This window comes from Butyrivibrio sp. WCD2001, from assembly GCF_000424485.1.
GTDB lineage: Bacteria > Bacillota > Clostridia > Lachnospirales > Lachnospiraceae > Butyrivibrio.
In genome coordinates this window covers 162,908-189,024 of sequence record NZ_AUJZ01000008.1, presented here as the reverse complement: position 1 = coordinate 189,024, position 26,117 = coordinate 162,908, and the positions used below count along the sequence as shown (strand labels likewise).

At 42.3% G+C, this 26,117-nt stretch carries 23 protein-coding genes, 3 tRNA genes and 1 other annotated feature; of the genes, 13 read left to right on the top strand and 13 right to left on the bottom strand.

Annotated elements, in window-relative coordinates:
* Positions 1 to 39: 39 nt before the first annotated feature.
* The gene (locus G630_RS0109650) at positions 40 to 2,520 is read right to left on the bottom strand and encodes a glycogen/starch/alpha-glucan phosphorylase (protein WP_026498447.1); all 2,481 of its coding nucleotides are present in this window, start codon (positions 2,518 to 2,520) and stop codon (positions 40 to 42) included.
* A 228-nt stretch (positions 2,521 to 2,748) separates the two neighbouring features.
* Between G630_RS0109650 and G630_RS0109645 the strand changes: the two genes are divergently transcribed.
* The 6 genes from G630_RS0109645 to deoC all read left to right on the top strand — a co-directional run bounded on the left by G630_RS0109645 (position 2,749) and on the right by deoC (position 8,981).
* Positions 2,749 to 4,044 carry a BMP family ABC transporter substrate-binding protein gene (locus tag G630_RS0109645; protein ID WP_330363790.1) on the top strand — a complete coding sequence of 432 codons (1,296 nt, stop codon included), beginning with the start codon at positions 2,749 to 2,751 and terminating at the stop codon, positions 4,042 to 4,044.
* A 177-nt stretch (positions 4,045 to 4,221) separates the two neighbouring features.
* Positions 4,222 to 5,757, top strand: coding sequence for an ABC transporter ATP-binding protein (locus G630_RS0109640; RefSeq protein ID WP_022761051.1), 1,536 nt, complete (start codon positions 4,222 to 4,224; stop codon positions 5,755 to 5,757).
* Positions 5,758 to 5,759: 2 nt separating this feature from the next.
* Positions 5,760 to 6,854, top strand: a complete 1,095-nt coding sequence (locus tag G630_RS0109635; RefSeq protein ID WP_022761050.1) for an ABC transporter permease — start codon at positions 5,760 to 5,762, stop codon at positions 6,852 to 6,854.
* Between the two features lie 4 nt (positions 6,855 to 6,858).
* A complete protein-coding gene (locus G630_RS0109630) occupies positions 6,859 to 7,803 on the top strand; it encodes an ABC transporter permease (protein WP_022761049.1) in 945 nt (314 codons plus the stop codon).
* Positions 7,804 to 7,869: 66 nt separating this feature from the next.
* The gene (locus G630_RS0109625; protein ID WP_022761048.1) at positions 7,870 to 8,304 is read left to right on the top strand and encodes a cytidine deaminase; all 435 of its coding nucleotides are present in this window, start codon (positions 7,870 to 7,872) and stop codon (positions 8,302 to 8,304) included.
* Between the two features lie 17 nt (positions 8,305 to 8,321).
* Positions 8,322 to 8,981: a deoxyribose-phosphate aldolase gene (deoC, locus tag G630_RS0109620; protein WP_022761047.1), complete on the top strand. Its 660-nt coding sequence runs from the start codon at positions 8,322 to 8,324 to the stop codon at positions 8,979 to 8,981.
* Positions 8,982 to 9,089: 108 nt separating this feature from the next.
* Here deoC and ileS read toward each other — a convergent pair whose 3' ends face one another.
* The 3 genes from ileS to G630_RS0109605 all read right to left on the bottom strand — a co-directional run bounded on the left by ileS (position 9,090) and on the right by G630_RS0109605 (position 15,064).
* The gene (gene ileS, locus G630_RS0109615; protein ID WP_022761046.1) at positions 9,090 to 12,281 is read right to left on the bottom strand and encodes an isoleucine--tRNA ligase; all 3,192 of its coding nucleotides are present in this window, start codon (positions 12,279 to 12,281) and stop codon (positions 9,090 to 9,092) included.
* Between the two features lie 36 nt (positions 12,282 to 12,317).
* Positions 12,318 to 12,542: a binding site (T-box leader), on the bottom strand.
* A 60-nt stretch (positions 12,543 to 12,602) separates the two neighbouring features.
* A complete protein-coding gene (locus G630_RS0109610) occupies positions 12,603 to 14,123 on the bottom strand; it encodes a hypothetical protein (RefSeq protein ID WP_022761045.1) in 1,521 nt (506 codons plus the stop codon).
* 14 nt (positions 14,124 to 14,137) lie between these two features.
* The gene (locus tag G630_RS0109605; protein ID WP_022761044.1) at positions 14,138 to 15,064 is read right to left on the bottom strand and encodes a phosphatase PAP2 family protein; all 927 of its coding nucleotides are present in this window, start codon (positions 15,062 to 15,064) and stop codon (positions 14,138 to 14,140) included.
* Between the two features lie 107 nt (positions 15,065 to 15,171).
* On the opposite strand from G630_RS0109605, the gene G630_RS0109600 reads away from it, so the two are divergent.
* Positions 15,172 to 15,990 carry a TrmH family RNA methyltransferase gene (locus G630_RS0109600; protein ID WP_022761043.1) on the top strand — a complete coding sequence of 273 codons (819 nt, stop codon included), beginning with the start codon at positions 15,172 to 15,174 and terminating at the stop codon, positions 15,988 to 15,990.
* Here G630_RS0109600 and G630_RS0109595 read toward each other — a convergent pair.
* Entirely contained in the window at positions 15,987 to 16,889 is a 903-nt protein-coding gene (locus tag G630_RS0109595; RefSeq protein ID WP_022761042.1) for a TIGR01212 family radical SAM protein, read from the bottom strand. The two genes, G630_RS0109600 and G630_RS0109595, sit on opposite strands and share 4 nt — an antisense overlap.
* A 121-nt stretch (positions 16,890 to 17,010) precedes the next feature.
* Here G630_RS0109595 and G630_RS0109590 point away from each other — a divergent pair.
* Both G630_RS0109590 and G630_RS0109585 read left to right on the top strand, forming a co-directional pair.
* Positions 17,011 to 17,083, top strand: a tRNA-Gly gene (locus G630_RS0109590).
* Between the two features lie 49 nt (positions 17,084 to 17,132).
* Positions 17,133 to 17,205, top strand: a tRNA-Gly gene (locus G630_RS0109585).
* Positions 17,206 to 17,208: 3 nt separating this feature from the next.
* Here the strand turns inward: G630_RS0109585 and G630_RS25040 are convergent.
* Both G630_RS25040 and G630_RS0109580 read right to left on the bottom strand, forming a co-directional pair.
* Positions 17,209 to 17,454 carry a hypothetical protein gene (locus G630_RS25040; protein WP_196805775.1) on the bottom strand — a complete coding sequence of 82 codons (246 nt, stop codon included), beginning with the start codon at positions 17,452 to 17,454 and terminating at the stop codon, positions 17,209 to 17,211.
* A 108-nt stretch (positions 17,455 to 17,562) separates the two neighbouring features.
* Entirely contained in the window at positions 17,563 to 18,783 is a 1,221-nt protein-coding gene (locus G630_RS0109580) for a MerR family transcriptional regulator (RefSeq protein ID WP_026498445.1), read from the bottom strand.
* A gap of 133 nt (positions 18,784 to 18,916) precedes the next feature.
* On the opposite strand from G630_RS0109580, the gene G630_RS0109575 reads away from it, so the two are divergent.
* Both G630_RS0109575 and G630_RS0109570 read left to right on the top strand, forming a co-directional pair.
* On the top strand, positions 18,917 to 19,555 hold the full coding sequence (locus G630_RS0109575; protein WP_026498444.1) for an HD domain-containing protein: 639 nt from the start codon (positions 18,917 to 18,919) through the stop codon (positions 19,553 to 19,555).
* Between the two features lie 265 nt (positions 19,556 to 19,820).
* The gene (locus G630_RS0109570) at positions 19,821 to 20,411 is read left to right on the top strand and encodes a hypothetical protein (RefSeq protein WP_022763502.1); all 591 of its coding nucleotides are present in this window, start codon (positions 19,821 to 19,823) and stop codon (positions 20,409 to 20,411) included.
* A 47-nt stretch (positions 20,412 to 20,458) separates the two neighbouring features.
* On the opposite strand, the gene G630_RS0109565 is transcribed toward G630_RS0109570, so the two are convergent.
* Entirely contained in the window at positions 20,459 to 20,938 is a 480-nt protein-coding gene (locus tag G630_RS0109565; protein ID WP_022763501.1) for a hypothetical protein, read from the bottom strand.
* 41 nt (positions 20,939 to 20,979) lie between these two features.
* Positions 20,980 to 21,747, bottom strand: coding sequence for an NAD(+) diphosphatase (gene nudC, locus G630_RS0109560; RefSeq protein ID WP_330363789.1), 768 nt, complete (start codon positions 21,745 to 21,747; stop codon positions 20,980 to 20,982).
* A gap of 202 nt (positions 21,748 to 21,949) precedes the next feature.
* Between nudC and G630_RS0109555 the strand changes: the two genes are divergently transcribed.
* Complete coding sequence (locus tag G630_RS0109555) at positions 21,950 to 22,342, top strand: pyridoxamine 5'-phosphate oxidase family protein (RefSeq protein WP_022763499.1); 393 nt, start codon at positions 21,950 to 21,952, stop codon at positions 22,340 to 22,342.
* 82 nt (positions 22,343 to 22,424) lie between these two features.
* Here the strand turns inward: G630_RS0109555 and G630_RS0109550 are convergent, their stop codons facing one another.
* Positions 22,425 to 23,702 (bottom strand): class I SAM-dependent rRNA methyltransferase, encoded by a 1,278-nt coding sequence (locus G630_RS0109550; protein ID WP_022763498.1) that lies wholly within the window; start codon positions 23,700 to 23,702, stop codon positions 22,425 to 22,427.
* A gap of 99 nt (positions 23,703 to 23,801) precedes the next feature.
* Here G630_RS0109550 and G630_RS0109545 point away from each other — a divergent pair.
* A tRNA-Pro gene (locus tag G630_RS0109545) sits at positions 23,802 to 23,875 on the top strand.
* A gap of 25 nt (positions 23,876 to 23,900) precedes the next feature.
* Here G630_RS0109545 and G630_RS0109540 read toward each other — a convergent pair.
* The 3 genes from G630_RS0109540 to G630_RS0109530 form a co-directional block, all read right to left on the bottom strand.
* Complete coding sequence (locus tag G630_RS0109540; RefSeq protein ID WP_022761729.1) at positions 23,901 to 24,458, bottom strand: GNAT family N-acetyltransferase; 558 nt, start codon at positions 24,456 to 24,458, stop codon at positions 23,901 to 23,903.
* A gap of 18 nt (positions 24,459 to 24,476) precedes the next feature.
* The gene (gene dtd / locus G630_RS0109535; RefSeq protein ID WP_022761730.1) at positions 24,477 to 24,917 is read right to left on the bottom strand and encodes a D-aminoacyl-tRNA deacylase; all 441 of its coding nucleotides are present in this window, start codon (positions 24,915 to 24,917) and stop codon (positions 24,477 to 24,479) included.
* A gap of 131 nt (positions 24,918 to 25,048) precedes the next feature.
* Complete coding sequence (locus G630_RS0109530; protein WP_022761731.1) at positions 25,049 to 26,077, bottom strand: glycoside hydrolase family 5 protein; 1,029 nt, start codon at positions 26,075 to 26,077, stop codon at positions 25,049 to 25,051.
* Positions 26,078 to 26,117 lie beyond the last annotated feature (40 nt).

Here is a 26,117-nt window from a genome sequence, read left to right as displayed (position 1 = left end):
CGACTGGCCAAGATTTAGCCAGTCGGTGTGAATATTTATTCAGACTTTTGACATATCCAGTTTATCTATATGCCATATCTCATCAACATATTCCTGAATGGTTCTGTCTGATGAGAACTTACCGCAAGATGCAGTGTTCATAATTGCCATCTTAGCCCACTTCTTGGAATCTCTGTAGGCTTCCGATACAGCTCTCTGTGCTTCAATGTAGGGCTCAAAATCCTTCAAGATGAAGTACTGATCTGCCTTATTGGAATTGATGGTATTAAGAAGCATGTTGTAAAGCGGTCTGAAAAGTTCCCTATCCTTGGAATAGGTTCCGTCTACAAGGTGATCAAGCGTCTTTTTAACGTTTGGATCCCTGTCATAAATCTCACCGGGATTATATCCGCCGTTCTTTTCATATGCTATTACTTCCTCAGAGGTCAGTCCGAAGATAAACATATTTTCCTCTCCAACCTCCTCAAGCATCTCCACATTTGCTCCGTCAAGGGTTCCGAGTGTGATTGCTCCGTTAAGCATCATCTTCATGTTACCCGTTCCGGAAGCCTCCTTACTAGCTGTGGAAATCTGCTCGGAAATGTCCGCTGCAGCAAAAATCAGCTCGGCGTTTGATACCTTGTAATCTTCTATAAATACAACCTTCAGCTTTCCATTAATGGAAGGATCATTATTGATCACATCGGCAACGGAATTTATAAGCTTGATTGTGAGCTTTGCTGTCTGATATCCTGCTGCCGCCTTTGCACCGAAAATATAGGTCTTGGGCGTATAATCCATCTCGGGATGAGCTTTAATCAGGTCATATATATACATTACATGAAGTATATTCAGGAACTGTCGCTTATACTCATGAAGTCTCTTAACCTGAACATCGAAAATTGACTTCGGATCTACATCAACACCATTATGTTCCTTGATATATGCTGCAAGACGCTTCTTGTTCTGGAACTTAATATCCATGAACTCCTTTTGAGCCTTCTTATCACCGGCGATACTCTTAAGTCCGCCGATAAGTGACAGATCGGTGATCCAGTCCTCACCCACATGCTCTGTAACCCAATCGGCAAGAAGAGGATTTGCATGCATAAGGAAACGTCTCTGGGTAATACCGTTGGTCTTGTTGTTGAACTTTTCAGGATACATCTCGTAGAAATCCTTAAGTTCTCTCTTCTTAAGAATCTCTGTGTGGAGCCTTGCAACGCCGTTAACTGAATGACCACCGACAATTGCAAGATGAGCCATTTTTACCTGGTTATCATAAAGGATAGCCATACTGCGGATTTTTCCCTGCACATCTATGCTGGGAAGATTTGAATACTGACGCATGATCTGGTCAACAAATCTTCTGTTGATCTCGTCAACAATCTGGTAAATTCTGGGAAGAAGTCTCTGGAAGAGATCTATCGGCCACTTTTCAAGAGCCTCTGCCATAATCGTATGATTGGTGTAGCAGCAGGTCTTCATGGTTACATCCCATGCCGTATCCCAGGGCAGATAATACTCATCCATAAGAAGTCTCATCAGCTCTGCTACCGCAACCGTCGGGTGTGTATCATTAAGCTGGAAAACTGCTTTCTCATAGAACTTACTTATATCATCATGGTGTCTTAAATATCTCTTAAGGGCGGTCTGCACAGAAGCTGAAATGAAGAAATACTGCTGTTTAAGTCTTAGCTCTTTTCCCGCAATATGATTATCATTGGGATAAAGAACCTCGCAAAGCTGGCTGGCAAGGTTTTCCTGCTCTACAGCCTTCTGATAATCACCTTTATCAAAGGAATCCAGCTCGAAGCAGTTGATTGGCTCCGCATCCCAGATTCTGAGAGTATCAACCACGCCGTTTCCATAGCCTACGATAGGAAGGTCATAGGGAATAGCCCTTACGGACTGATAGCCTTCCTGGCGGAATACATTTCGTCCCCTGTCATCCACAAATACATTGACATAACCGCCGAACTTAACTTCCTTAGCATACTCCGGGCGGCGAAGTTCGAAGGGATTACCAAACTCAAGCCAGTTATCGGGCACCTCAACCTGGTAGCCGTCTCTTATCTTCTGCTTGAACATTCCATATTTGTATCTGATACCGCAGCCGTATGCCATGTATCCGAGAGAAGCCAGCGAATCAAGGAAACATGCGGCAAGTCTTCCGAGACCACCGTTTCCGAGCGCGGGATCCGGCTCCTGATCCTCTATCACATTTATATCTACGCCAAGTTCATCGAGTGCTTCCTTTACGGGCTTATATGCCTGCAGGTTTATCAGGTTGTTGCCAAGCGCACGTCCCATCAGGAATTCCATGGACATGTAATATACAATCTTGGGATCCTGCTCATTGGCAGCCTTCTGTGTTGTCATCCAGTGATCAACAATCGCATCCTTTATTGCATAAGCCGAAGCCTGGAATATCTCCTGAGGTGAAGCCTCTTCGATAGTTTTACGATAAAGTGTTTTTACATTATATAAAACACTTCGTTTGAACAGTTCCTTGTCAAAAGATAATTGCTTTTTCTTCATAAAACACCCTCCTCTGATAGATGTCATTACCCACTTATTGTATCGCAAAATCATACATCTTACTAGTTAAGGAAAAATAAACATCATATAAACACCGTATTTATACAAAAATTATTATAACTTGAGAAAAATAAGATATTTGCTTATAATGAATTTAGCTGTGATTTTATTTCACAGTTACACGTTTATAATGTTTAATTATTTTAAAAAGAAAGGGAGAAAAACATTATGAAAAAGTTACTTGCTATGATGCTTACAGCATCACTCACGTTCAGCCTTGTTGCTTGTGGCGGCTCATCCGCAAATGACGCAGCAGACACAGCACAGTCAGCCGCTGAGGAAGTTGCTGATACTGCAGAAGAGGTAGTTGAAGAAGCTACTGACGCTGTTGAAGAGGCAGCTGAAGAGGGTACAGACGCTGTTGAAGAGGCAGCTGAAGAGGGTACAGACGCTGTTGAAGAGGCAGCTGATGCAGCTACAGAGGCTTCAGGAGACTATTCGATCGCTATGATCACAGACTCCGGTGACATCACAGATATGTCATTCAACCAGACAACATACGAGGCTTCAAAGGCATTCGCTGAGGCTCAGGGTGTTGACTATCAGTACTACAAACCCACAGAAGATTCAAACGAAGCACGTGTTGCTGCTTTCGACAACGCTGTAGCTGACGGTTACAACGTAATCATCGTTCCCGGTTATCTTTTTGCTGAGATGATCGCAACTGTTGCTGAAGAGAACCCCGATGTAACAATCATCGCTCTTGACTGCAGCGCAGGTGATTTCGAAGGCGCTGGCATGGACGAGCTTCCTTCAAACGTTTGCTCATTCACATACCAGGAAGAGCTTGCTGGTTACATGGCTGGCTACGCTGTAGTTAAGGAAGGCTACACAAAGCTTGGTTTCCTTGGCGGTATGGCAGTTCCTGCAGTTATCCGTTACGGTTACGGTTTCGTTCAGGGTGCTAACGATGCTGCAAAGGATCTTGGCAACACATCTGACGTAGAAGTTAACTATGTATACGGCGGACAGTTCTTCGGTGACGAGTCTGTAACAGCTGTTATGGATACATGGTATCAGGGCGGCACAGAGATCGTATTCGCATGCGGCGGCGGTATCTTCACATCTGCAGGCGAAGCTGCTAAGAAGACAGGCGGCAAGGTTGTTGGTGTTGACGTTGATCAGTCCGGAACAATCGATGGTCTCTATGGCGATGGTGTTTGCGTAACATCTGCTATGAAGGGTCTTGCTGCAACAGTTAACTCAACTCTTACAGACCTCTTCGCAGGTAAGTGGGATTCATACGCAGGCAAGATCGAGAACCTTGGTCTTGTATCAGGTGATGATGCATCTCTCAACTATGTACAGCTTCCTACAGATACATGGTCAATGAAAAACTTCACAGTTGATGATTACAACACTCTTGTAGCTTCTATGTATGCAGGTGATATCACAGTTTCAAGCGATATCGATGCTATGCCCGCTACAGACATCACTGTAAACGAGTTTGACAACATCCACTAATTGAATAAGCACTAATTTAAGGCGTCTTTCCCGTTTTGGGAAAGGCGCTTTTTTATTGCCCAAAGGACGCCAAAACTCTTTTTTCGCACACTAAAAAATGATAAACTATATTTTAAGAACGGATTCCGGTCGGAATTCATGTTTTTCATGCAAAAAATACAGAAAGGTGTGCTACTTATGGAAGATTATGTAATTGAAATGTTGCATATCACGAAGGAATTTCCCGGCATAATAGCTAACGACGATATTACTCTGCAGCTAAAGCGCGGCGAAATCCATGCACTTTTGGGGGAAAACGGCGCCGGAAAGTCAACACTTATGAGTGTTCTTTTTGGTCTCTACACACCTGAAAAAGGTGTGATCAAAAAAGACGGCAAGGAAGTTAAAATTGCCAATCCCAACGATGCTACTGCTCTCGGCATCGGAATGGTTCATCAGCACTTCATGCTGGTTGAGATTTTCTCTGTTTTAGACAATATCATTCTTGGGTCCGAGCCAAGCAAATTTGGTTTTCTGACAAAAGCGGATGCCAGAAAAAAGGTTCTCGAACTCTCGAATAAATATAATCTTAAGGTTGATCCCGATGCCCTTATTGAGGATATTACCGTAGGAATGCAGCAAAGAGTTGAAATTCTGAAGATGCTCTACAGGGACAATGAGATTCTGATCTTCGATGAGCCCACTGCTGTTCTGACTCCTCAGGAGATCGACGAGCTGATGAAAATCATGAAGGAACTTGCCGCTGAAGGAAAGTCCATTCTTTTCATCACCCACAAGCTCAATGAGATCATGCAGGTAGCAGATCGCTGCTCGATTCTCAGAAAAGGTAAATATATCGGAACTGTAGACGTTAAGAGCACTACTAAGGAAGAACTCTCTTCCATGATGGTTGGCCGCGACGTCAAATTTGCTGTTGAAAAGAGCGAAGCAAAGCCTGCAGAAGAAGTACTTAAGGTTGAAAATGTTTGTGTAAAAAGTAAACTCCACTCCAACGACTCTGTGCACAATGTATCCTTCAACGTTCGCGCCGGTGAGATTGTTTGTATTGCCGGTATCGACGGTAACGGACAGACAGAATTTGTTGGTGCCCTCACGGGACTCGATAATATCTCCAGCGGTAAGATCACTCTTCTTGGCGAGGATATCACCGACAAGTCCATTCGTTACAAAAACACACATGGTATGAGCCATATTCCGGAGGACAGACATAAACACGGATTAATCCTCGATTATACCCTTGAGGAGAACATGATCCTCCAGAGATACTTCGAGCCGAAGTTTTCTCAGAACGGTCTTTTAAAGAAGGCTGAGATGAGAAAATATTCGGATAAACTTTCCGAGGAATTTGATATTCGCTCCGGACAGGGTTCTTCAACTATCGTAAGATCCATGTCAGGTGGTAACCAGCAGAAAGCCATCATAGCCCGTGAGATGGATAAAGACCACAAGCTTCTTATAGCGGTTCAGCCCACCAGAGGTCTTGACGTAGGTGCTATTGAGACAATACATGAAGAAATCGTAAAGGAACGCGATGCAGGAACTGCTATCCTTCTTGTTTCTTTGGAACTGGATGAAGTCATGAATCTCTCTGACAGAATCCTTGTTATATACGAAGGTGAAATAGTCGGTGAAGTCGATCCCAAGACTACGACCCTTCAGGAACTCGGACTTTACATGTCCGGCGCTAAGCGTGACACAAGAAAGGAGGCATAATCGTGGACGAAAAGACAAGTATATTTAAAAAACCCGGATTTCAGACTCTGCTTGCATCCGTTCTATGTGCAATACTCGGTATTTTTCTCGGATATATAATTCTTCTTCTGATGAATCCCGAGCATGCGGCAGAAGGAATGTTTGCAATCCTTCGAAATTTCTTTAAATTTGCCGGTAACCAGAAGAAACTGATGAGTGCACTGGGATCGGTGCTGGTAAAATCCGTACCTGTAATCCTCTGTGCTGAAGCTATTCTGTTCGCATTCAAGACAGGTCTTTTCAATATAGGATGCGCCGGTCAGTATACAGTTGGCATAATTGCCTGCCTGTACACCGCGCTTGCCCTTCATTGGAACTGGTTTTTATGCATACTCTGTTCAATTCTTGCAGGAGCTGTATGGGGTTGTATCTGCGGTTTCTTCAAAGCATATTGCAATGTCAACGAGGTTATCGCCGGTATCATGCTGAACTGGATTGCACTCTATATATGCAACATTATTCTCGGCAATAAGACCGTTATGGATACTACTAAATCAGAGACCCATAACGTTAAGGGGGCAAGTCTCCTGCCTGCCTTTATGAGCGGATTTTTCGGTAAAAACAAATATATGACAATTGCCGTTCCTCTCACAATTATCATAGCCATTCTGATTCTCTTTGTTCTCAACAAGACCACCTTCGGCTATGAGCTCAAGGCAACAGGTCACAGCAAGGATGCTGCTAAATATGCCGGAATGAATGCTAAGAGAAATATCATCCTTAGCCTTATGATTTCAGGTGCCATCGCCGGACTTGCTGCAGGACTTTACTATCTCACAGGCATTGAGCATTACAAGATTGCTTCCTCAGTTCCCGGAATGGGCTTTTCAGGAATAGCTGTTGCTTTCCTCGGCGGTCTTCATCCTATAGGAACAATATTTGCCGGTCTGTTCGTAACCTATATAACTCAGGGCGGACAGTATCTTAATACAAATTATTACAACCCTCAGGTTGCAGATCTGATGATAGCAATAATCATTTACCTGTGCGGCTTCGTACTGTTCTTCAAGACAATACTCAATAAGCCCGCAAAAAAGACTAGCAAGAAGGAGGTGTAAGGATATGGCATTACTTATTCAGTACACACTTATATTCTCCGCCGTTTTGATTCTTGTTGCTCTTGGCGGTATGTTCTCAGAACGAAGCGGTATAATCAACCTGGGTCTTGAGGGTATCATGGTATTCGGTGCCATGGCAGGTGCTATGGTAATGGTGCTTCTCCCTTCCGATGCATCGAAGTTCACCATAATATCACTTACCCTTATCGCCGCTGCATTAGCCGGCATGGTTTCATCACTGCTTATAGCTGTCGCTTGTATTAACTTTAATGCGGACCAGACTCTTATCGGTACAGCGCTTAACATGCTTGCTACAGCCGCTGCAACAGTTATTATCAAGGCATTTAATACTGCAAGATCAAACGGTTCTGATTTCTCAGCAAAACTTGACTATGTAAGAGGACATGATGCCTTCATGTTTAGCATTGGACCTTTGCAGCTATCATGGTTTGTTGTTGTAGCCGCATTACTTCTTGTAATTGCTATAGTTGTCTTTTACAAGACCAAGTTTGCGTTAAGACTTCGTGCCTGCGGTGAGCATCCTCATGCAGCAGATTCAGTTGGTATTAATGTATACAAAATGAGATATGCCGGTGTAATCATTTCCGGATTCCTTGCAGGAATCGGCGGTATCATCTACATCGCTGCCGCTAACTCAACCTGGCATTTTGATTACGGTGTTGCAGGTGCCGGCTTCCTTTCTCTTGCGGTTATGATCTTTGGTCAATGGAAGCCCGAGAGAATAGCATGGTCAGCAATTCTGTTTGCTGTTTTCAGATCCTTATCAAACGTATACATGGGTATCGGTTTCCTGCACGCACTTCCGATTTCAGGAACAGTTTATAACATTATGCCTTACGTGATTTCACTGCTCGTTCTTGCATTTACTTCCAAGAACTCCAGAGCTCCTAAGGCTGAAGGTATCCCTTACGATAAGGGACAGCGCTGATGCCAGCTGTTATGTCCCAATAATTTAGGGATGTGACATTAAATAACATAATGCAGAGGTACTGACATGACACATGAAGACCTTATCTCAAAGGCTCTTGAGGCCAGAAAAATGGCCTATACACCCTATTCGCACCACGCCGTAGGTGCCGCCCTCCTTACGAAGGACGGAAAGGTTTATCTTGGCTGTAACATTGAAAATGCTGCATACACACCAACTAATTGCGCAGAAAGAACAGCACTGTTCAAAGCAGTAAGTGAAGGAGAGCGGGATTTTACAGCAATCGCTATTGTAGGTGGTCCCGATAATCAGGAAGAACTTCCGATCTGCGCTCCCTGCGGAGTATGCAGACAGGCGCTCAATGAATTTGTTGATCCCGAGACCTTTGAGGTAATACTTGGTACAAACGATCCAAAAAACTACAAAATATTCAAGCTTGCTGAATTACTGCCCCTGGGCTTTGGTCCTAAAAATATGAGTTTTTTGAAGGATTATCAATAAAGAAAGAAGGATATGAAATGGATATCAAAACAATTTTAAATCACTGTGATCACACACTTTTAAAGCAGGAAGCAACCTGGGATCAGATAAAAGAGATTGCTGATGACGGCATGAAATACGAGACAGCTTCTATCTGCATTCCTCCCTGCTACATCAAGCGCGTTCATGACTACACAAACGGAAAGCTCAATATCTGCACAGTTATCGGTTTCCCCAACGGAAACATGACAACCGAGACAAAGGTATTCGAGACAAAGGATGCTATTGAAAAAGGCGCAAATGAGATCGATATGGTTATCAATATCGGTGAACTTAAAGCTAAGAATTATGACTATGTTCTGAATGAAATCAAGGCAATCAAAGCTGCCTGCGGTGACCACATCCTTAAAGTTATCATCGAGACCTGCCTCCTTACAGATGAAGAAAAGATTAAGATGTGCGAGCTTGTTACAGAGGCTAAGGCTGATTACATCAAGACTTCCACTGGCTTCTCTACTGCAGGTGCTACATTTGATGACATCGCACTCTTTGCCAAGCATGTTGGTCCTGACGTAAAAATGAAGGCTGCAGGCGGAATTGGAAGTATTGCTGATGCTGAAAAGTTCATGGAGCTTGGCGCTGACAGACTTGGAACCAGCAGAATCGTTAAGATTGTAAAGGACGAAAACCTGATATAATAACCCGACATAAAAAAGCCCCCCGACGGTGTAATTCCCACAAAAAGCTCGTTGCAAAATACGCATAATCGCTTTTTGTGGAAACCACACTGCCGGGGGCTTTTTTATTTACAGTTTCTCAACACCGATAGTTACTTTCTCGCCGTTGATATCCCATTCTTTAGCGTTTGCTACATCATTGTCATATACGATTTCAGTAGCAAGAACCTTGGTTGAAATAGAATCAGCATTATCCTTAACGATCTGAGCAATCTTGTCATTACCGTTTACAGACAGCTTGATGTGATCCATAACTTCAAAGCCTGAATCCTTACGCATTGTCTGAACCTTACTGATAACCTCATACATGAAGCCCTCGTTAAGAAGCTCCTCTGAAAGATTGGTATCAAGAACTACTGTGATGCCATGATCCTCTGTACTCTCGAAGCCTTCCTTCTGAGCCATATCGATGAGGAGATCTTCCTCAGTAAGCTCAACTGCTGTTCCGTTAACTTCAAATTTAAGAGCTCCGTTAGCCTTAAGCTCATCCATTGCATTATTTCCGTCGAGTGATCCCAAATACTCCTTAATTCCGCCGAGTACCTTACCGTATTTAGGTCCTACTGTCTTAAGCTGAGGCTTGAAGGTGTATGTTGTGAAATCTCTTACATCATCCGCAAAGACTACCTTCTTAACATTCAGCTCATCCTCGATGATCTCCTGATAGAACTCAGAAACTGTCTTCTCAGCCTTAACATACATCTGTCCGATAGGCTGACGGTTCTTGATTGCAGCTGCATTTCTGCAAGCACGGCCAAGAACTACGATCTGAAGTACTTCATCCATGTTCTCCTCGAGTTCCTTATCGATGAAGCTGCTGTCAACCTCAGGGAAATCGCAGAGATGGATTGACTCAGGAGCTGAAGCATCACTTGTTCTTACAAGGTTCTGGTAAATAGACTCTGTCATGAAAGGAACCATGGGAGCTGCTGCCTTACATACGTTTACAAGTGCTGTGTAAAGAGTCATGTAAGCAGAAATCTTATCCTGCTCCATTCCCTTAGCCCAGAAACGCTCACGGCATCTTCTTACATACCAGTTGGAAAGATCATCAACAAATGCATCAAGTGCCTTTCCTGCTTCAGGAATTCTGTAATTCTCAAGGTTCTTATCAACCTCACCGATCATGGTGTTCATCTTGGAAAGAATCCACTTATCCATTACAGTGAGCTTGTCCTTCTCAAGTGTGTACTTGGAAGCATCAAATCCGTCGATATTTGCATAAAGCACGAAGAATGCATAGGTATTCCAAAGTGTTCCGAGGAACTTTCTCTGTCCTTCCTGAACTGTCTTACCTGCGAATCTTGAAGGAAGCCAGGGAGCAGAGTTTGTATAGAAGTACCATCTGATTGCATCTGCGCCGTATTTCTCAAGAGCCTCAAACGGATCAACCGCATTGCCCTTTGACTTACTCATCTTCTGTCCGTTCTCATCCTGCACAAGGCCGAGTACTATAACATTTTTAAATGCAGGCTTATTGAAAAGAAGTGTTGCCTCTGCGTGGAGTGAGTAGAACCAACCTCTTGTCTGGTCTACAGCCTCAGAGATGAACTGAGCAGGGAACTGCTTCTCGAAGAGCTCCTTATTTTCAAAAGGATAGTGGAGCTGAGCGAAAGGCATTGCACCTGAATCGAACCAACAGTCGATAACTTCCTTAACTCTGTGCATCTTCTTGCCGCACTTAGGGCAGGTGATCTCAAACTTATCGATATAAGGCCTGTGAAGCTCTGTAGTCTCAGCAGAAGGATCTCCTGAAAGTTCAGCAAGCTCTTTTCTTGATCCTACTGAAAGCTGGTGGCCACAGTCATCGCACTCCCAGATATTGAGAGGTGTTCCCCAGTATCTGTCACGGGAGATACCCCAGTCCTGAATATTCTCAAGCCAGTCACCGAAACGTCCCTTACCGATTGATTCGGGAACCCAGTTGATCTCCTGGTTGTTTCTGATGAGATCATCCTTAACCTCTGTTACCTTGATAAACCATGAGGAACGTGCAAAGTAAAGAAGGGGTGTATTACATCTCCAGCAGTGAGGATAATCATGCTCCATCTTAGGTGCTGAGAAGAGAAGACTTCTCTTATCGAGATCCTTAAGTACTTCAGGATCCGCACTGATAGCACCCTCATCCATTTCCTTCTGTGTGGGTTTGCAGCGCATTCCGGCAAAAGGTGTCTCAGGCTTAAGCTTACCTTCGCCGTCAACCATCTGTACAAGAGGAGCATCGTATTTTCTTCCGACACGAGCATCATCTTCACCGAATGCAGGAGCGATATGTACGATACCTGTACCATCTGACATCGTTACATAGTTATCGCAGTATATGAAGAACGCCTTCTTGTGCTGTTTGTCTGCTTCATCCTTTGCACACTGGTAAAGAGGCTCGTATTCCTTATACTCGAGGTCAGTACCTACATAAGTCTCAAGAACTTCGTAAGCCTTCTCACCCTCTTCCTTGGCAAGTGATCCAAGTACTGTATCAGCAAGTGCCTCAGCGAGGTAATATGTATAGCCATCTGCTGCCTTAACCTTGATATACTTCTCATCAGGGTTTACGCAAAGACCGATGTTTGAAGGAAGTGTCCAGGGTGTGGTTGTCCATGCAAGGAAATATGCATCCTCATCCTTAACCTTGAAGCGAACAACAGCTGTGCGCTCTTTGAGCACTTTATAGCCCTGTGCAACCTCGTGTGATGAAAGAGGTGTACCACAGCGAGGGCAGTAAGGAACTACCTTGAAGCCCTTGTAAAGAAGACCCTTCTTCCAGATCTCATTAAGAGCCCACCACTCGGACTCGATGAAGTTATCATCATAGGTGATGTAGGGATGATCCATGTCTGCCCAGAAACCAACTGTTCCAGAGAAATCTTCCCACATTCCCTTATATTTCCATACGGATTCCTTACACTTCTTGATGAAGGGCTCCATACCGTATTCTTCAATCTGCTCTTTTCCGTCAAGACCGAGGAGCTTCTCTACCTCAAGCTCAACCGGAAGACCGTGAGTATCCCAGCCTGCCTTACGGGGAACAGTGTAACCCTTCATTGTGCGGTATCTCGGGATCATGTCCTTGATAGCACGTGTGAGCACGTGTCCGATATGCGGCTTACCGTTTGCAGTCGGCGGTCCGTCATAGAACATATACATCTCACCCTTGCTGCGAGTATCTACGCTCTTCTGGAAAATATCCTGATCTTTCCAGAATTTCTCGATCTCTTTTTCACGGGCGACAAAATTCATATCAGTGTCAACCTTCTTATACATTTGAGACTCCTTTCGATTAAAAAAGACCCGTCCTGTAAAAAGGACGAGTCTGAACTCGCTGTACCACCTGTTTACGCATACTCCCCGAATTTACGGTTTTATATGATTCTCCGTAACGGGGAGACTCCGTCATGACTTACTGTAGTTCAGTCATGCAGCTCAGAAGTGATTTTCTATATTCTGTACTTGCACCTGCTCGCACCATCCGCAGGCTCTCTGAAGCTTTCTATAAATATATACTGTCTTCGTCACAGCTTTTTCTATACAATTAAAAAATATTTTATTCATAGTATTAAAAAAAGTCAATAGGATGTATAGATTTTATTCATTATAATAAACGCTTTCCTTTTCATAGAATAAAACTGCCCCGTCTTTATAAGGTGAGCCGTCATGGGGATAAAGAATATCAGGATCGACTGTTATAGGCAAAATCTCGACATTCTGCTCATCACCCGTAAGTCTTCTCGTATTTTCCTGCATAATCTCCCCGTACTGCTGCGCTGTATTATCCTTCAAACTCGTAATCGCCGCGGATGTAAGATACCTTCCGGGAAACAGAATTATCACTCGGATACACGCTGCAACTATCACGAAAACTGTTGCCGCACTTAACGCTCTTACCAGAGTTCTATTATATCCCTGCTCTTTTCTTGCAAAAATCCATCCAGTGAAATAAAACACATTCAGAACTATAAGCAATATGAAAACATAGAAGACCGAATTCGATACCCTGTTAACAGAGAGCTGCTCCTCTATGTACACTTTTGAAATCTCTGAGTTTCCAATATATGCAAAAGGCGAATACAGAGCTGAAATCAGGCAATAACTAAGTACTGTAATCACACCGGGCAAAGGAAACTTAAACTTTACCGCATCCTTTTTCTGCAGCTCCAGAAAAGTTCTCCATATAAGGATTCCTGCGAGAATCGCAAATCCCAGAACTTCAATACTTATATGACGAAGAACAAAATGAAATCCCAGTACAAAAGAATTCCTTACTGTGACAAATACGCTGTTTTTTACGGAGTTTGCCATTGCCATGCGGTTTTTATTACCCGGCGAAAGAAGATTCAGGGCTGTCCCCACAAAATAATTCAGTGAAGGGATAATCGCTCTTTTAATATGTGAGCAGTCCTTGTCACCAGACAGGAGCTGGCTTAACAGCGCAAACAAAACTACCATGATGATAAAAAGAAGTCCGCCAAAAACAGTTATATTATTAACTCCTGCAGCCAGAAATCCCGCAAGAGATGAAAGCACTGTTAATAGCATGGATTTTTCACGAATAAAGGAATTCTTCAGAAGAAGTGCCAGAAAAAGCACAAATAAAGCATGTCCAAAGGTATAATGAACGGCGCTGTTATACCAGGTAAAACCCTCTGCCTTTCCATCCACAAGTTCAACAGTGATAAGAAATGTCAATAAAAACAGCGGATAATTCATCCTGTTTGTTTTTAAGACATCTTTCCCTATCACCTTAAAAAGCGCAAAGTACGATAAAAACATCGCTCCAAGCATAATAAATGCGGTCAGGTGATAGAACTTTGTCTTGAAAACCGCAGGCTGAAGCTCCATCAGAAAACAGGAGGTATACGTCCCCTGCCATCCAAAATATGTATCAAATGTATCTTCAAAAGCTGCCCCTATAGCCTTAAGCACAGAACCTGTATGAACAAATGCCCTATGAGGCAGCGCACCGTAAGTAAAATCATCTGCCCAGGGAAAGGCATACCTTGCAATATAGATAACCGGAACAATAAGTGCCAACATGATTATGGTCAGCAAGCAGCATTTGAATATATATTTTGATTCCGATTCAAAAGTATAATCAGACTCTCTCATTTATATCTCCGGCTTCAGTTTTCTTTTTTCTTAAAGAACTTGAAAAGAATTGGATAAACACCAAGCATCACAAACACAACTATTGTGTACCTGATGAATCTCACCATAAAAGCACCCGTGGTGTTGGATGCAAGAAATTCCTTTGAAAAAGGAAGCTTAAGAGCAGTATTTAGTACCAGATAAACAGCCGCTCCTCCCACAAGCCTTATAATTATTTCAAGCGGTTTTCTTGTCTCTTCAAAATTAACAAATCTTTTCTCAAATTCTATAGCCAGATAAAAGCCGGCCATAACTCCCATAGCTGTATAGTAATCCGATGTTTTGCAATAGAAAAATCCAATTGAAGATACCGCAAAGAATATAAGATTTAACAGTGAGCGTCTCTCTTCCCCGACCTTTTCGTAGATAAGAGGAACGATGAATACAATGGCAATACCGGTGGCCCATCCCGTCAAAACATCCGTAGGATAATGAACTCCGACAACTACTCTAGATATTCCTACAAGAAAAGGAATTATAATAGCAATTATTAGAACAAATCGGTTTTTCAGATACCCTGCAAGTGATCCGTACACTGTTGCCGAATTCATTGAATGAGCACTCGGAAAAGAGTAACCCTGCGCAGAAATATCATCCAGAGCTCCCGATTTTTCCACAGGCCTGAAGCACTTAATATTTTCATGAACCATATAGGGCCTTAGCCTTAGTGCAATATTTTTTATCAGAGGATTGAGCACCCCTCCTAATACCGCATTTGTCCCGATATAGATTCCAAACTGCTTGTCATAGCACCAGTAAAGAAATCCCAATATAAAAAGAAGGACCGTCTCTTCTCCAAGTGCTGAAAAGTGCGAAATAAAACCGGCTCCGGCCTCTCCTAATAAATTTTGAAGCCATTCCATCAGCTGTGGCTCAAAACCAAAATAAAAAGTATTCCCCATAAGAAAAAGTCTCCTCAAATTACTTATTAACTTCTTTATTTTATCAGATGAATTCCGCCATTTCCAATTTGTGCTATACTTTTTTATTATTGGTCAGGGAGAAAAAGATGATCCAAATAATTGAAACAACCAATCTTGAATCAGCCGGGCTTTCAGTTTACAGCGAGCAGTCCGAAGTACAGCTATACCGCATAAATGAACCTGCTCCGGGCATTTTTATTGCTGAGAGTCCGAAGGTAATAGAGCGCGCATTGATCGCCGGCTATGAGCCGATTTCTGTGCTGATCGAAAATAATCAGATCAGAGGTGAAGCCTCTTTGGTTTTAGAAAAACTTGCGTCTCTTCCCTTTAAAGTTCCTGTATTTTCTGCAAGTGACAGTATTCTCACATCCATTACCGGTTTCCACCTCACACGCGGTGTGCTTTGTGCTATGAAAAGAAGGCCTCTTCCGTCTGTAGACGATGTTTGCAAAAATGCGCGAAGAGTAGCCGTTCTTGAAAATGTGACAAATCCCACCAACGCAGGTGCAATTGTTAGAAGCGCCGCTGCACTTTCCATGGATGCTGTTCTCTTTTCTCATGGCTGTACGGATCCCTTATATCGCCGCGCAATACGCGTAAGCATGGGTACGATATTCCAGATTCCCTGGACGTTTCTTCCGGAAACAGGAAGCATGGAGGTCTTGAAAGCTCTTGGCTATTCAACCGTGGCCATGGCTCTTCGTGATAATTCCAGATCCATAGACGATCCGGAGATAACCGCTTCCGAAAAACTTGCTGTATTCCTCGGTGCTGAGGGAGACGGACTCTTACCTGAGACCATAGATGCCTGCGATTATTGTGTGAAAATTCCTATGTCACATGACGTTGATTCCCTCAACGTTGCTGCTGCCAGTGCTGTAGCATTCTGGGCTCTGTCTCGTTAAAGCAGCCCCTTTGTCCTTCTGTTTAAGGTATTTAGCACATTCTTTTTATCAAGACTCCAAAGCGGCTCTACAAGTAGTCGCCTTGGACCATCTCCGGTCATTCTGTGGATTACCGTATCTCCGGGAAGCATTTTCAGACTTTCCATAATTAATTCTGCATGTTCATCCAGTGTCAAAATATGAAAAGGATTCTCTTTGTACTCCTCATACATCTGAGTTCCTTTCAGTATCTGCAGATTCTGCAACTTTATTCCATCAAGCGAAGGCTCCAAATCTGAAAGATAGCCTACAGTTTCCAGCATATCCTCCTTAGTCTCACCGGGTAATCCGAAAATCACATGAACAATTACTTCTATCCCTGCTTCTTTAAGATTTTTATATGCTTCCTCAAATACCTCGATAGTATATCCCCTGTGAAAATGCTCAGCAGTTTCCTCGTGAATCGTCTGAAGGCCAAGCTCAATCCACACTGGTTTTATCTCCCTTAGCTCCCTCAGCATTTGAAGCACTTCTCTTTCAAGACAATCAGGCCTTGTCCCTATAGAGAGAATCTCAATGTCTTCTCTTTGGATTGTCTCAAGATACAGCTTTTTTAGTCTGTCTACATCTCCATAGGTATTGGTATATGACTGAAAATATGCTATGAACTTCCTCGCATCGGTTTTATTTTGTATTCGTCTTTTAGCATCTTCTATCTGTTCATCCACAGAAGCAATGTCAGCTGCAAATTCTCCGGAGCCGCCCTCCGAGCAAAAGGTACAGCCCCCGGTAAGATGTGTCCCGTCAGGCAAAACTATGCTTCCGTCTCTGTTCGGACATGTACAACCTGAAGTCAGAGATAATCTGTAAACCTTCTCGCCATATTTATTTTTCAAATAATCGGATAACCTGATAGCCATTATCAACACTCTTCTTTTTGCGTATTTTCATATTATGCATATAATATCAAATTTCTTGTTGACAATACATATATCCTTGTGTATTATATAACTTGCGTTGCAGATGCGACTTAATATATATGCGATAGTAGCTTAGTTGGTAAAGCGCCACCTTGCCAAGGTGGAGACCGCGGGTTCGAGCCCCGTCTATCGCTCTTTAAAATCAAATATTGTGGTAACCGAGCTTAGCTCGTTTACATATACGCGATAGTAGCTTAGTTGGTAAAGCGCCACCTTGCCAAGGTGGAGACCGCGGGTTCGAGCCCCGTCTATCGCTCGCTTAGGAAGTTCCGAGATTCTTAATTCTATTAAGGGTTTCGGAGCTTTTTATTTGTATAAAATCAATAATATTATTGAGTAATTCTGCGTGACCAACTTCATCTGTGCTGTTTTTCATATCACAGTACTTGTTCAATAGGTCTCTAACATCTTCAAGGTCATCTGACTTAGCGTGAGAGTAATACCTTTCATTCGTTGCAACGGAATGGCCAAGAAGATAAGCTCGCTTAGCCACTTTTAAATCCAACCTAGGTCAGGCTTTGATTTCTGTCCTAGACACGTTCAATAAAATTTTCCGTTAATTGTGTGTATAACAAGGTAGACAACTCGGAAACCCGCATCTTTCCTTTCCGTCTCAATTAATTGCGATAAAGAGCCCGGCATCCTTGGTGATGTGGAATTCATGACTCACCTTTTTCATAATATAATTCTTAAATTCTGCATACCTGTTCAGAAGATAGTGGTTCTGATTGCCGTGGCACGAAAAAATATAATCTATTAGAGGACCAGCATCAGTAATGATTATTTCATCCTTGTATTTCTTCAGTTCCACTTCTCCAAATACGCCGCGCAATATATCAGCACCATTCTCCAGACCAAATATTTTGTATAAGTCATTGCTGGAAAGCACGATCCTATCATCAAAATCTATTACCAGCTCTCTGATCTCTTTCATATGATTACTACTATATGTGCTGCAGACTAGTCTTCCGCCGGGCTTCAGCACTCTGCGTATTTCCTTACAAGCAAGATGGACATCGTCACAATAAAAAAGGACGTGCCCCGCAATTACAAGATCAAAGGATTTATCTTCAAATGGGATAGCATTAAGGTCAAATGCTTTGTAGGAAAAAGTTAAGCCCCGAAGTTCTTTTGAATATGCTGATACAGCACGGTCTATATTCTGTCTTGCATCATGCAGTATACCTGCAGAGATATCTGAAAGAGTTATTTGTATATCTGTATAATTGCGCTTGGACAATTCGCTTATATTCTCTGCCCATAATGCTCCATTACCGCAACCAAGCTCAAGAATATCCATCCCGGAAGAGATATCACATTCCTGTAATACCCAGTTAAACCATCTTTGTTTATTCGTTGAATATTTGTTATGAAGTTCTATCCTGGCAGAGATGTTGCTTGCATTTTGATATTGGCTCTTTAAGTTGTTCTCCATTGAAGTCATGTGAATCAGATCAAGCATCTGCTTCCAATCGGGAGTGGCAGAGCTTTCTATAGCTTTAATGGTGGCATTTACACCTGCCTCAACATTTTTCATTTCATCAATTCGCTCTGAAAGCAGCTTTTTCTGCATCTTTAGGGCATTTAGAATGAAATGATTATCAGTCTGACCATTTGGTATTTCTTTTATCTCATCCAGAGAAAATCCCAGGTACTTTAAAAGCAATATCTGCTGTAGAATAGCAAAATCGTAATCTGTGTAAAATCTTGTACCTGACTTTGTTATATAAGATGGCGCAAGCAGACCCTTCTGGTCATAAAATCTTATAGTTCTTACCGATACGTGAGCCATTTTGGCAAATTGTCCGGATGAATAGTACCCATTTTTATTCATAAAAGTATTCTCCAATATGATTAAAAAAGTTCTTGAAGGTTACGTTACGTCACCTTTTATAATCTGAGTATAGCATAGTTATAAGTTCAGTGCGCGCCTGAATATAGTCAAGATAAGATTGGAGGTATAACAGATGTTTCCAAGTATCAAAGAAGCTCTTGAAGAGTTAGAAATAGCAAGAAAACTGAATCCCGGACCATGGGTGGATCACTCAAAGAATGTTGGCTTAGCAGCTCGTAACATTGCTGCAAAGATACCTGATATGGATTCAGCGAAAGCCTATATAGTCGGCCTTTTGCATGATATCGGAAGAAGATGTAAATATGGCTTCGTTGATATTCCTACGCACGTATATGAAGGGTACAAGTACTGCATGGAGAAAGGATGGGATGAGCCGGCCAGGATTTGCATGACACATTCCTATCTTCGCATGCAGGACGAGTTTTGCTACGAGCCCGAAACAGAGCATGAGAAGGCTATCAAAGATTACATTATGAATTGTGGTGAGCCAAATGATTATGACAAGCTGATCCAGCTCTGTGATTCTCTTGCCGCAGATTATGGTTTTGTAATTCTTGAAAAAAGATTTGTTGATGTTACAAGACGATACGGAATTATGGAAGGCTACATAAAAGGCTGGGAGATTGCATTCAAGATAAAAGAAGATTTTGAAGTTCGTATGGGATGTTCTATATATGATGTTCTTCCGGATATAGGCAGAACTACACTTCTCTGCCCTAAGCCCTGGAAACCACCGGTAAGCTGTAACTGAAATGAAGATTGTTGATGTGATAGATTGAGGAACCTGTGAAAGAATAAGTATGATTCATAGGATAAAGTAAATCGAAAAGGACAATATGGAAAATATAATTATGCCTGAAAGGCTTGTCATAATTTAAAAAATAAAAAGTTTACTTTGTTTAGGAAAAATTTATGTGCAATAGCGATAATTCCTTTCTATAATTAAAGTGCAGAATAATATTTGCCCTGCATGGGGAGAAAGGAAAAACCGCTAAAAAAGCGGTTGGTATGAGTATATGAAAAGATTTATGAAAAGTTCTATTGCCGTTTTTGCATTGTCGCTTATTCTTATTGCCACCTTTGGGACAAAAGCCCTCGCGTACAGCGAGATACCCGATTGCTTTGATTTTACCGAAACAGTCCTCAAGATGGATGCCGGAACAACAAAGCAGATTCCGATAATGGCTTACTACAACTATACGTATTACCTTGGACCTCACACAAGCTCCGGAACCTATATGGAGTGCTCCTACAAAACAGGTTATCAGTATGTAACACTCCACATCGGAGCAGATGAGACCGAAAAGAACATCTTCTATCATTTCTATGTTGACGATGACAGAATGCCAACCTCGGAAAAGCATGATTGCATAGAAGTATATGTTCAAAACATTAATCCCGCCGCTGCTGCAGCTGCCGATGCAAAGGAAGCCGCTATTTCAGGGCTTAAAAACTACAGCGGAAACAATGCCGAATTTAACGCTTTATACTACTACTCCAATTACAAGGATCTTCAGGATGCTTTCGGAACAAATCCTGATTTGCTTCTTGCTCATTACAACCAGTTCGGTAAAAATGAAGGCAGAATAGCCAATAAATTAAAATAGTTACATAATAAAGGCGCTGTATCAAGCCGGATACAGCGCCTTTTTATTTATACCTCTTCGAAGCTCTTTTTCATAAGCTGTTTCAGCAAAATAGGCTGAATAATAAATATCAGGAAAAATCCTACCACAAAACAGATAAAAAGGGATTTGAGAAACATAATTATAAAGGGAGGCATCTGTGCCATTCCTCCGCTCTGGCGCATAGCCATATTATAAGCAAATGCCACCATGGCCAGTGTAATTACAGGGGTATATATCACATCTGAAATAAGGCTTTCAACAACCCTTGTACCAATCTTACCTCTCTCAAGTCCCCATTTTGCACATAGACCGCCAGTTACCTTGCCGATAGGAATAACAAAACCTATTATTAAACTGATTATTGTACTTAATACGAAGCTGATGATAAATCCGGGAACCGTGAAGTGTCCTGAAGTGAGCGTGCCCACAAGAGAAAGTGCAAGACTCATAAGAATTCCCATTCTGATTGCCATCTGTCTACCGATTTTTCTCATCTGTTCTTCCATGCAAAAACCCTCCGTTTTCCGGTGTGCCTGTTAATTTTTCTCTAGATAAAGTCCTCGGGATGTTCCTTAAAATGCATCATCATTGTTGCAGTAAGACTTAGATTACTGTTTTCTTTTCCGATATCCTCTCTCTTAACCCACTCGGCTATGGCGAGCTCATCGCGGTCAATGTTTACTTCACCTTCTCCGTCAAGTTCACAGAAATATCCCAGCAAAAGATTTGAATCGAAGCCCCATGGCTGACTTGCAAAATATCTTATATTCTTTACCTTAAGCCCGACTTCCTCCATAACCTCACGTCTGACAGTATCCTCCGCGGACTCTCCTATCTCGCAAAATCCTGCTATAAGCGCATTTCCTTTATAGGGTCTTCCCGCATATCTCGTCATCATGATTTTATCTTTATCCGTTACCCCAACAATAACCGCAGGGCAGATCTTGGGATAAATAATGTTCCCGCATCTTGGACACCTAAGAGCTCTCTCCTTGTCGTAAACGACCGTCTCCCTGCCGCACCTTCCGCAGAACTTGTTGTCGCGGTACCAGACATAGAGGTGATATGCTGTCATCCCGGCAAAGCACAGATATCCCGGATTTGCATTTCTAAGAACTCTGATATCTTCATATCTGTACTCATGCTCCGGAGATCTGTCCGCCGAGATATCGGAGATATAAAATCCGTACTCTCTTTTGGGCAGGAAAAAACGCATATCGTCAATTTCAAAGAGAAAGACCATCTCCTTTTTATCTATTCCTATCTCATCTGCCTTAGGAAAACTAATCTCTCCGTTTTCTCCCAAAACGCACAAAAGCTCCCTCCCCCGAAAAGAAAACACGTAATCTCCGGAGACAGGAAGCTCAGCTTTATACTCATTATGAAATTTCCTGGGTGATATATCCTGAATCATATAATGATTGTAACATCATCTAATCTTCATTTCGATACCTTGTAATATAAATAACAGAAAGTTATAATTTATTTTATACAATTTAAATAAAAGGAGGCTTATCATGCAGGAAGTTTATGAATTTTTAAAAAAATGCGGCACTTATTATCTGGCAACAGTTGACGGAGATCAGCCCAGAGTACGCCCCTTCGGAACAGTAGATATTTTTGAGGATAAGCTTTACATCCAGACAGGCAAAGTAAAGGATGTTTCCAAGCAGATCCAGGCCAATCCCAAGGTGGAAATCTGTGGTTTCACCGAAGGCAAATGGGTTCGCGTTGCAGGAGAACTTGTACGCGATGATAGAATTGAAGCAAAGCAGCATATGCTTGATGCTTATCCGTCTCTTCAGGGCATGTACAAGGCTGATGATGATAATACAGAAGTTCTTTACTTTAAGAACGCTACCGCAACTTTCTCTTCCTTTACCGACGCGCCCAAGGTTGTACAATTCTGATAACCTATAAAAATATAATTATGCCACCGGCTTATCAAAGTACCGGTGGCATTTTTCTCTAAAAATCCTAATATGAAAAATCTTACAATTCCTCAACGACCTGAAAAATATAGAATTTTAAATAAAATGATGCATCGTTAGACCAAAGTATAGGATGGTCCGCAGCCTGCTGCCTGAATTCTACCTGACGAAGCTGCTTGTGGGCACTCCTTGCTGCCTCTCTGATCGTCTTTGCAAAAAGCTCTTCATCCATAAAATGAGAACATGAACAGGTTGCCAGATATCCACCGTTTTTCACAAGCTTCATTCCCCTGATATTGATCTCCCTGTAGCCCGTTACAGCCTTCTTAATCGAAGCTCTCGATTTTGTAAAGGCCGGTGGATCAAGGATTACCACATCATATTGCTCGCTCTTCTTCTCAAGCTCGGGCAAAAGATCAAACACATCCGCGCATTGGAATTTTATTATGTTTTCAAGCCCGTTCAGCTTCGCATTTTCCTCCGCCTGAGCACATCCCACATCCGATGCATCAACCGCAAGAACGGAGCTTGCACCTGCTGCCGCAGCGTTAAGTCCAAAAGATCCGGTATGAGTAAAGCAGTCAAGGACCTTCTTCCCCTTACAAAGTGATGCTATAGCCCTTCTGTTATTCTTCTGATCCAGGAAAAATCCGGTTTTCTGGCCGTTCTCAACATCTACATAATACTTTACTCCGTTTTCCTCAATGAGCACCTTTGTATCAAAAGGCTCACCTATAAAGCCTTTAGTTCTCTCAAGACCTTCCTGCTCTCTGACCTTGGCATCGCTTCTCTCATATATTCCCTTGATGTCAACACCGTCTTCTGCGAGTACCTTCTTACACAGATTGAGAATAATGTTCTTCATTCTGTCTGTACCAAGAGCAAGCGACTCAATGACAAGTACATCGGAAAACTTATCAATTGTAATTCCCGGAAGAAAATCTGCCTCACCAAAAATCAGGCGGCATGAAAGCTTCTGCAGAGCTTCCTTTTCATCAGTTCCCGAAAGCCTGGCATCATACCCGTATAACTCAGGGTTCATAACCGTTTTTCTGTAACCCCACGCATTTCTTATACGAGTTTCCAAAAGCTCCTCATTTACAGGATGCTCTTTTCTTCTCGACATCATGCGCACTCTTATCTTGGAATTGGTATTAATAAAACCGTATCCCATAAAGTATCCATCATGATCAAGCACTTCGACAATATCACCATTATCAAAGCTGCCCTCTACTCTGTTTATCTCATTATCAAAAACCCAGGCTCCGCCGGCCTTGATTGTTCTCCCCTCGCCCTTTTTCAAAATTACCTTTGCATCAGCAACAACAATTGCACTCATAATTATGCCTTTCTTCGCTCACCTATTGACAAAATAACACTTTATATTGTATCATACTTTTTGCTGCGAAAGTCTCTACGGCTTTTGCTTTACATATAACGGAATGTGGCTCAGTTTGGTAGAGCGCTGCGTTCGGGACGCAGAGGCCGCAGGTTCAAATCCTGTCATTCCGACTAAAGTTTAAGGACTTGAAGAGATTCAAGTCCTTAATTTTTTGCTTTCAGTATTATCCTGCTCTCTTTTGTCCATAAGAAATCCAATAACAGTACCTATTACAACTCCTGAAATCGTTCCCATCCACAGGTTTGACAAAGTTATTCCGATAATAAACCCGGCTATCATTCCAATCATGACATATAAACCTGTCCAGGAAGTCTTCTGCTTTTTCATGGAGTAATAATCATTTCCGTCCTTAAATTCCCGAAGGACATAGCCTGCTTTTTCGAGCCCGCGAACCAGGTTCTCATTCTCATGTCTGCAGACAGTACAGATTTCCTTAACCTTACCGGATTTAAATACAAAGCTGGCTACCGCATAAAATATCTCCGAAATATATCCCGCTTTATATGTATCATCAAATGAGACACTAAAATGGATCTCCCCATGGACATTGGTATTCTCAAAGCGAAGACTGCCTATCTTCTTTTTATCTACGTTTTTTAAACATATATCCCACTCTTCATCCCAGATATTCTCTATGTCTTGTGGCTGTATTATAAAACGCCCTGTATCAAGCGGCAAAACATTCTCTTTCATATATCCATATCCTCGTTTCTATTTATCTATATCCAGCACGATAGTCACCGGACCGTCATTTACCGATTCAACCTTCATATCTGCCCCGAATTCACCTGTTTGCACATTAAAACCTCTGTCTCTGCACTCGGAAACCACAAGCTCATATAAAGGCTCTGAAATCTCCGGTCTTGCAGCGTCCGTAAAGCCAGGTCTTCTTGAACTGCAATCCGCATATAAAGTAAACTGGCTTACTATCAAAAGCTCAGCTCCCGCATCCTTGGGGTTAATATTCATTTTACCATTCTCATCCTCAAAAATCCTGAGTCCACAGATTTTATCGGCAATCTTTTTTGCTTCTTGCTCCGTATCACCCACCTTGACTCCCAGAAGGACCAAAAAGCCCTTTCCTATCTCTGAAACCTTCTTACCATCTATTGTAACCGAAGCCGATAATACCCTTGTTAAAACCGCTCGCATTTTATCCTCCCATTCATAAAGCCTTAAGGCCGTATTAACCTCTATTTTACAGGAAAAACAAAGATTTTTGCAGAAAAAAATACCTTCCCCGATTTTCAGGGAAGGTATCTGTAGTCTGTTAACAGAAAATATTACATCATCTTAAGTACTTCATCTCTCACACCGTCCATACGGGCATCAGAGAGGCCGAAATCCATCTCTTTGTAGCTCCATGCAGCACGACCGATGTTGTACTTGTTAAAGCAGGTTCCAATTGCTGTATACCACTTTAATGCATCCTCGGGAGTAGCTCTCTCTATAACACCGTATTCACCGCAGTAAAGTGCAACATTTCTCTCCTCAGCTACTCTTACAGCCTCCTGCATATACTGCTCGAAGTACTCAATTCCAAGCTTCTTATCAGGATCGTCAACTTTGATTTCCTCAGGTCTGTTTCCAAGCTGAGCAAAAGCATTCTCATCATACTGACGATATGTGGAATCAAAAGCCATACGGAAGTTCGGATCCATAGTCTCAATCCACGGTGCTCCCTGATGTGTGAAGATCAAAGGCTCATAGCAGTGGAAATTGTAGACCACGTTCTCATCATAAGGATCACAGATGTCCTTGAGTGCAACAATACTGTTGTTGTAATAACCTCCAAGAAGAATCTTGATTGTCGGAGCATAAACTCTGATTCTCTTGATACACTCGGTTGAAATGCGATTCCAGGTCTCGCCGTACTCAGGCTTTGTTACCTCATTTAAAAGCTCAAAGGCAAGTCTGTCTTCATACTTTCCAAAACGCTGCGCAAACTGCTCCCAAAGCTTATAGAAACGCTCCTGAAATTTCTCATTTTCAAAGAATCCTGCTTCCTGCTCGCCGCTGTCAAAGCTGTAGCCATAAGTCTTATGAAGATCAAGCACGGTATTAAGACCGTATTTTCCGGTCCAGTCAAGAGCCTTCTGAATATATGCAAAGCCTTCCTCTTTATAAGTTCCGTCCTTCTCCTCAACAAGATCGTAGTCTACAGGAATTCTTATATGATCAAGCCCCCAGCTCTTTATCTTTTCGATATCGCTCTCTGTAATAAAATTGTCGTAACGCTCTTTGGTATGATCGCACTGTGACAGCCATCCACCAAGGTTAATTCCATGTGAAAATCCCGGGAATTGTTTCATTTCATTCTCTCCTTAAATCTTATTTAAAATAGAAATCTAC

What these genes read in the sequence shown, in the direction of transcription:
- G630_RS0109650 (WP_026498447.1), bottom strand. Translation starts at nt 2,520, where the DNA reads ATGAAGAAAAAGCAATTATCTTTTGACAAGGAACTGTTCAAACGAAGT.
- G630_RS0109645 (WP_330363790.1), top strand. Translation starts at nt 2,749, where the DNA reads ATGAAAAAGTTACTTGCTATGATGCTTACAGCATCACTCACGTTCAGC.
- G630_RS0109640 (WP_022761051.1), top strand. Translation starts at nt 4,222, where the DNA reads ATGGAAGATTATGTAATTGAAATGTTGCATATCACGAAGGAATTTCCC.
- G630_RS0109630 (WP_022761049.1), top strand. Translation starts at nt 6,859, where the DNA reads ATGGCATTACTTATTCAGTACACACTTATATTCTCCGCCGTTTTGATT.
- G630_RS0109625 (WP_022761048.1), top strand. Translation starts at nt 7,870, where the DNA reads ATGACACATGAAGACCTTATCTCAAAGGCTCTTGAGGCCAGAAAAATG.
- deoC (WP_022761047.1), top strand. Translation starts at nt 8,322, where the DNA reads ATGGATATCAAAACAATTTTAAATCACTGTGATCACACACTTTTAAAG.
- ileS (WP_022761046.1), bottom strand. Translation starts at nt 12,281, where the DNA reads ATGTATAAGAAGGTTGACACTGATATGAATTTTGTCGCCCGTGAAAAA.
- G630_RS0109610 (WP_022761045.1), bottom strand. Translation starts at nt 14,123, where the DNA reads ATGAGAGAGTCTGATTATACTTTTGAATCGGAATCAAAATATATATTC.
- G630_RS0109605 (WP_022761044.1), bottom strand. Translation starts at nt 15,064, where the DNA reads ATGGGGAATACTTTTTATTTTGGTTTTGAGCCACAGCTGATGGAATGG.
- G630_RS0109600 (WP_022761043.1), top strand. Translation starts at nt 15,172, where the DNA reads ATGATCCAAATAATTGAAACAACCAATCTTGAATCAGCCGGGCTTTCA.
- G630_RS0109595 (WP_022761042.1), bottom strand. Translation starts at nt 16,889, where the DNA reads ATGGCTATCAGGTTATCCGATTATTTGAAAAATAAATATGGCGAGAAG.
- G630_RS0109580 (WP_026498445.1), bottom strand. Translation starts at nt 18,783, where the DNA reads ATGAATAAAAATGGGTACTATTCATCCGGACAATTTGCCAAAATGGCT.
- G630_RS0109575 (WP_026498444.1), top strand. Translation starts at nt 18,917, where the DNA reads ATGTTTCCAAGTATCAAAGAAGCTCTTGAAGAGTTAGAAATAGCAAGA.
- G630_RS0109570 (WP_022763502.1), top strand. Translation starts at nt 19,821, where the DNA reads ATGAAAAGATTTATGAAAAGTTCTATTGCCGTTTTTGCATTGTCGCTT.
- G630_RS0109565 (WP_022763501.1), bottom strand. Translation starts at nt 20,938, where the DNA reads ATGGAAGAACAGATGAGAAAAATCGGTAGACAGATGGCAATCAGAATG.
- G630_RS0109555 (WP_022763499.1), top strand. Translation starts at nt 21,950, where the DNA reads ATGCAGGAAGTTTATGAATTTTTAAAAAAATGCGGCACTTATTATCTG.
- G630_RS0109550 (WP_022763498.1), bottom strand. Translation starts at nt 23,702, where the DNA reads ATGAGTGCAATTGTTGTTGCTGATGCAAAGGTAATTTTGAAAAAGGGC.
- G630_RS0109540 (WP_022761729.1), bottom strand. Translation starts at nt 24,458, where the DNA reads ATGAAAGAGAATGTTTTGCCGCTTGATACAGGGCGTTTTATAATACAG.
- dtd (WP_022761730.1), bottom strand. Translation starts at nt 24,917, where the DNA reads ATGCGAGCGGTTTTAACAAGGGTATTATCGGCTTCGGTTACAATAGAT.
- G630_RS0109530 (WP_022761731.1), bottom strand. Translation starts at nt 26,077, where the DNA reads ATGAAACAATTCCCGGGATTTTCACATGGAATTAACCTTGGTGGATGG.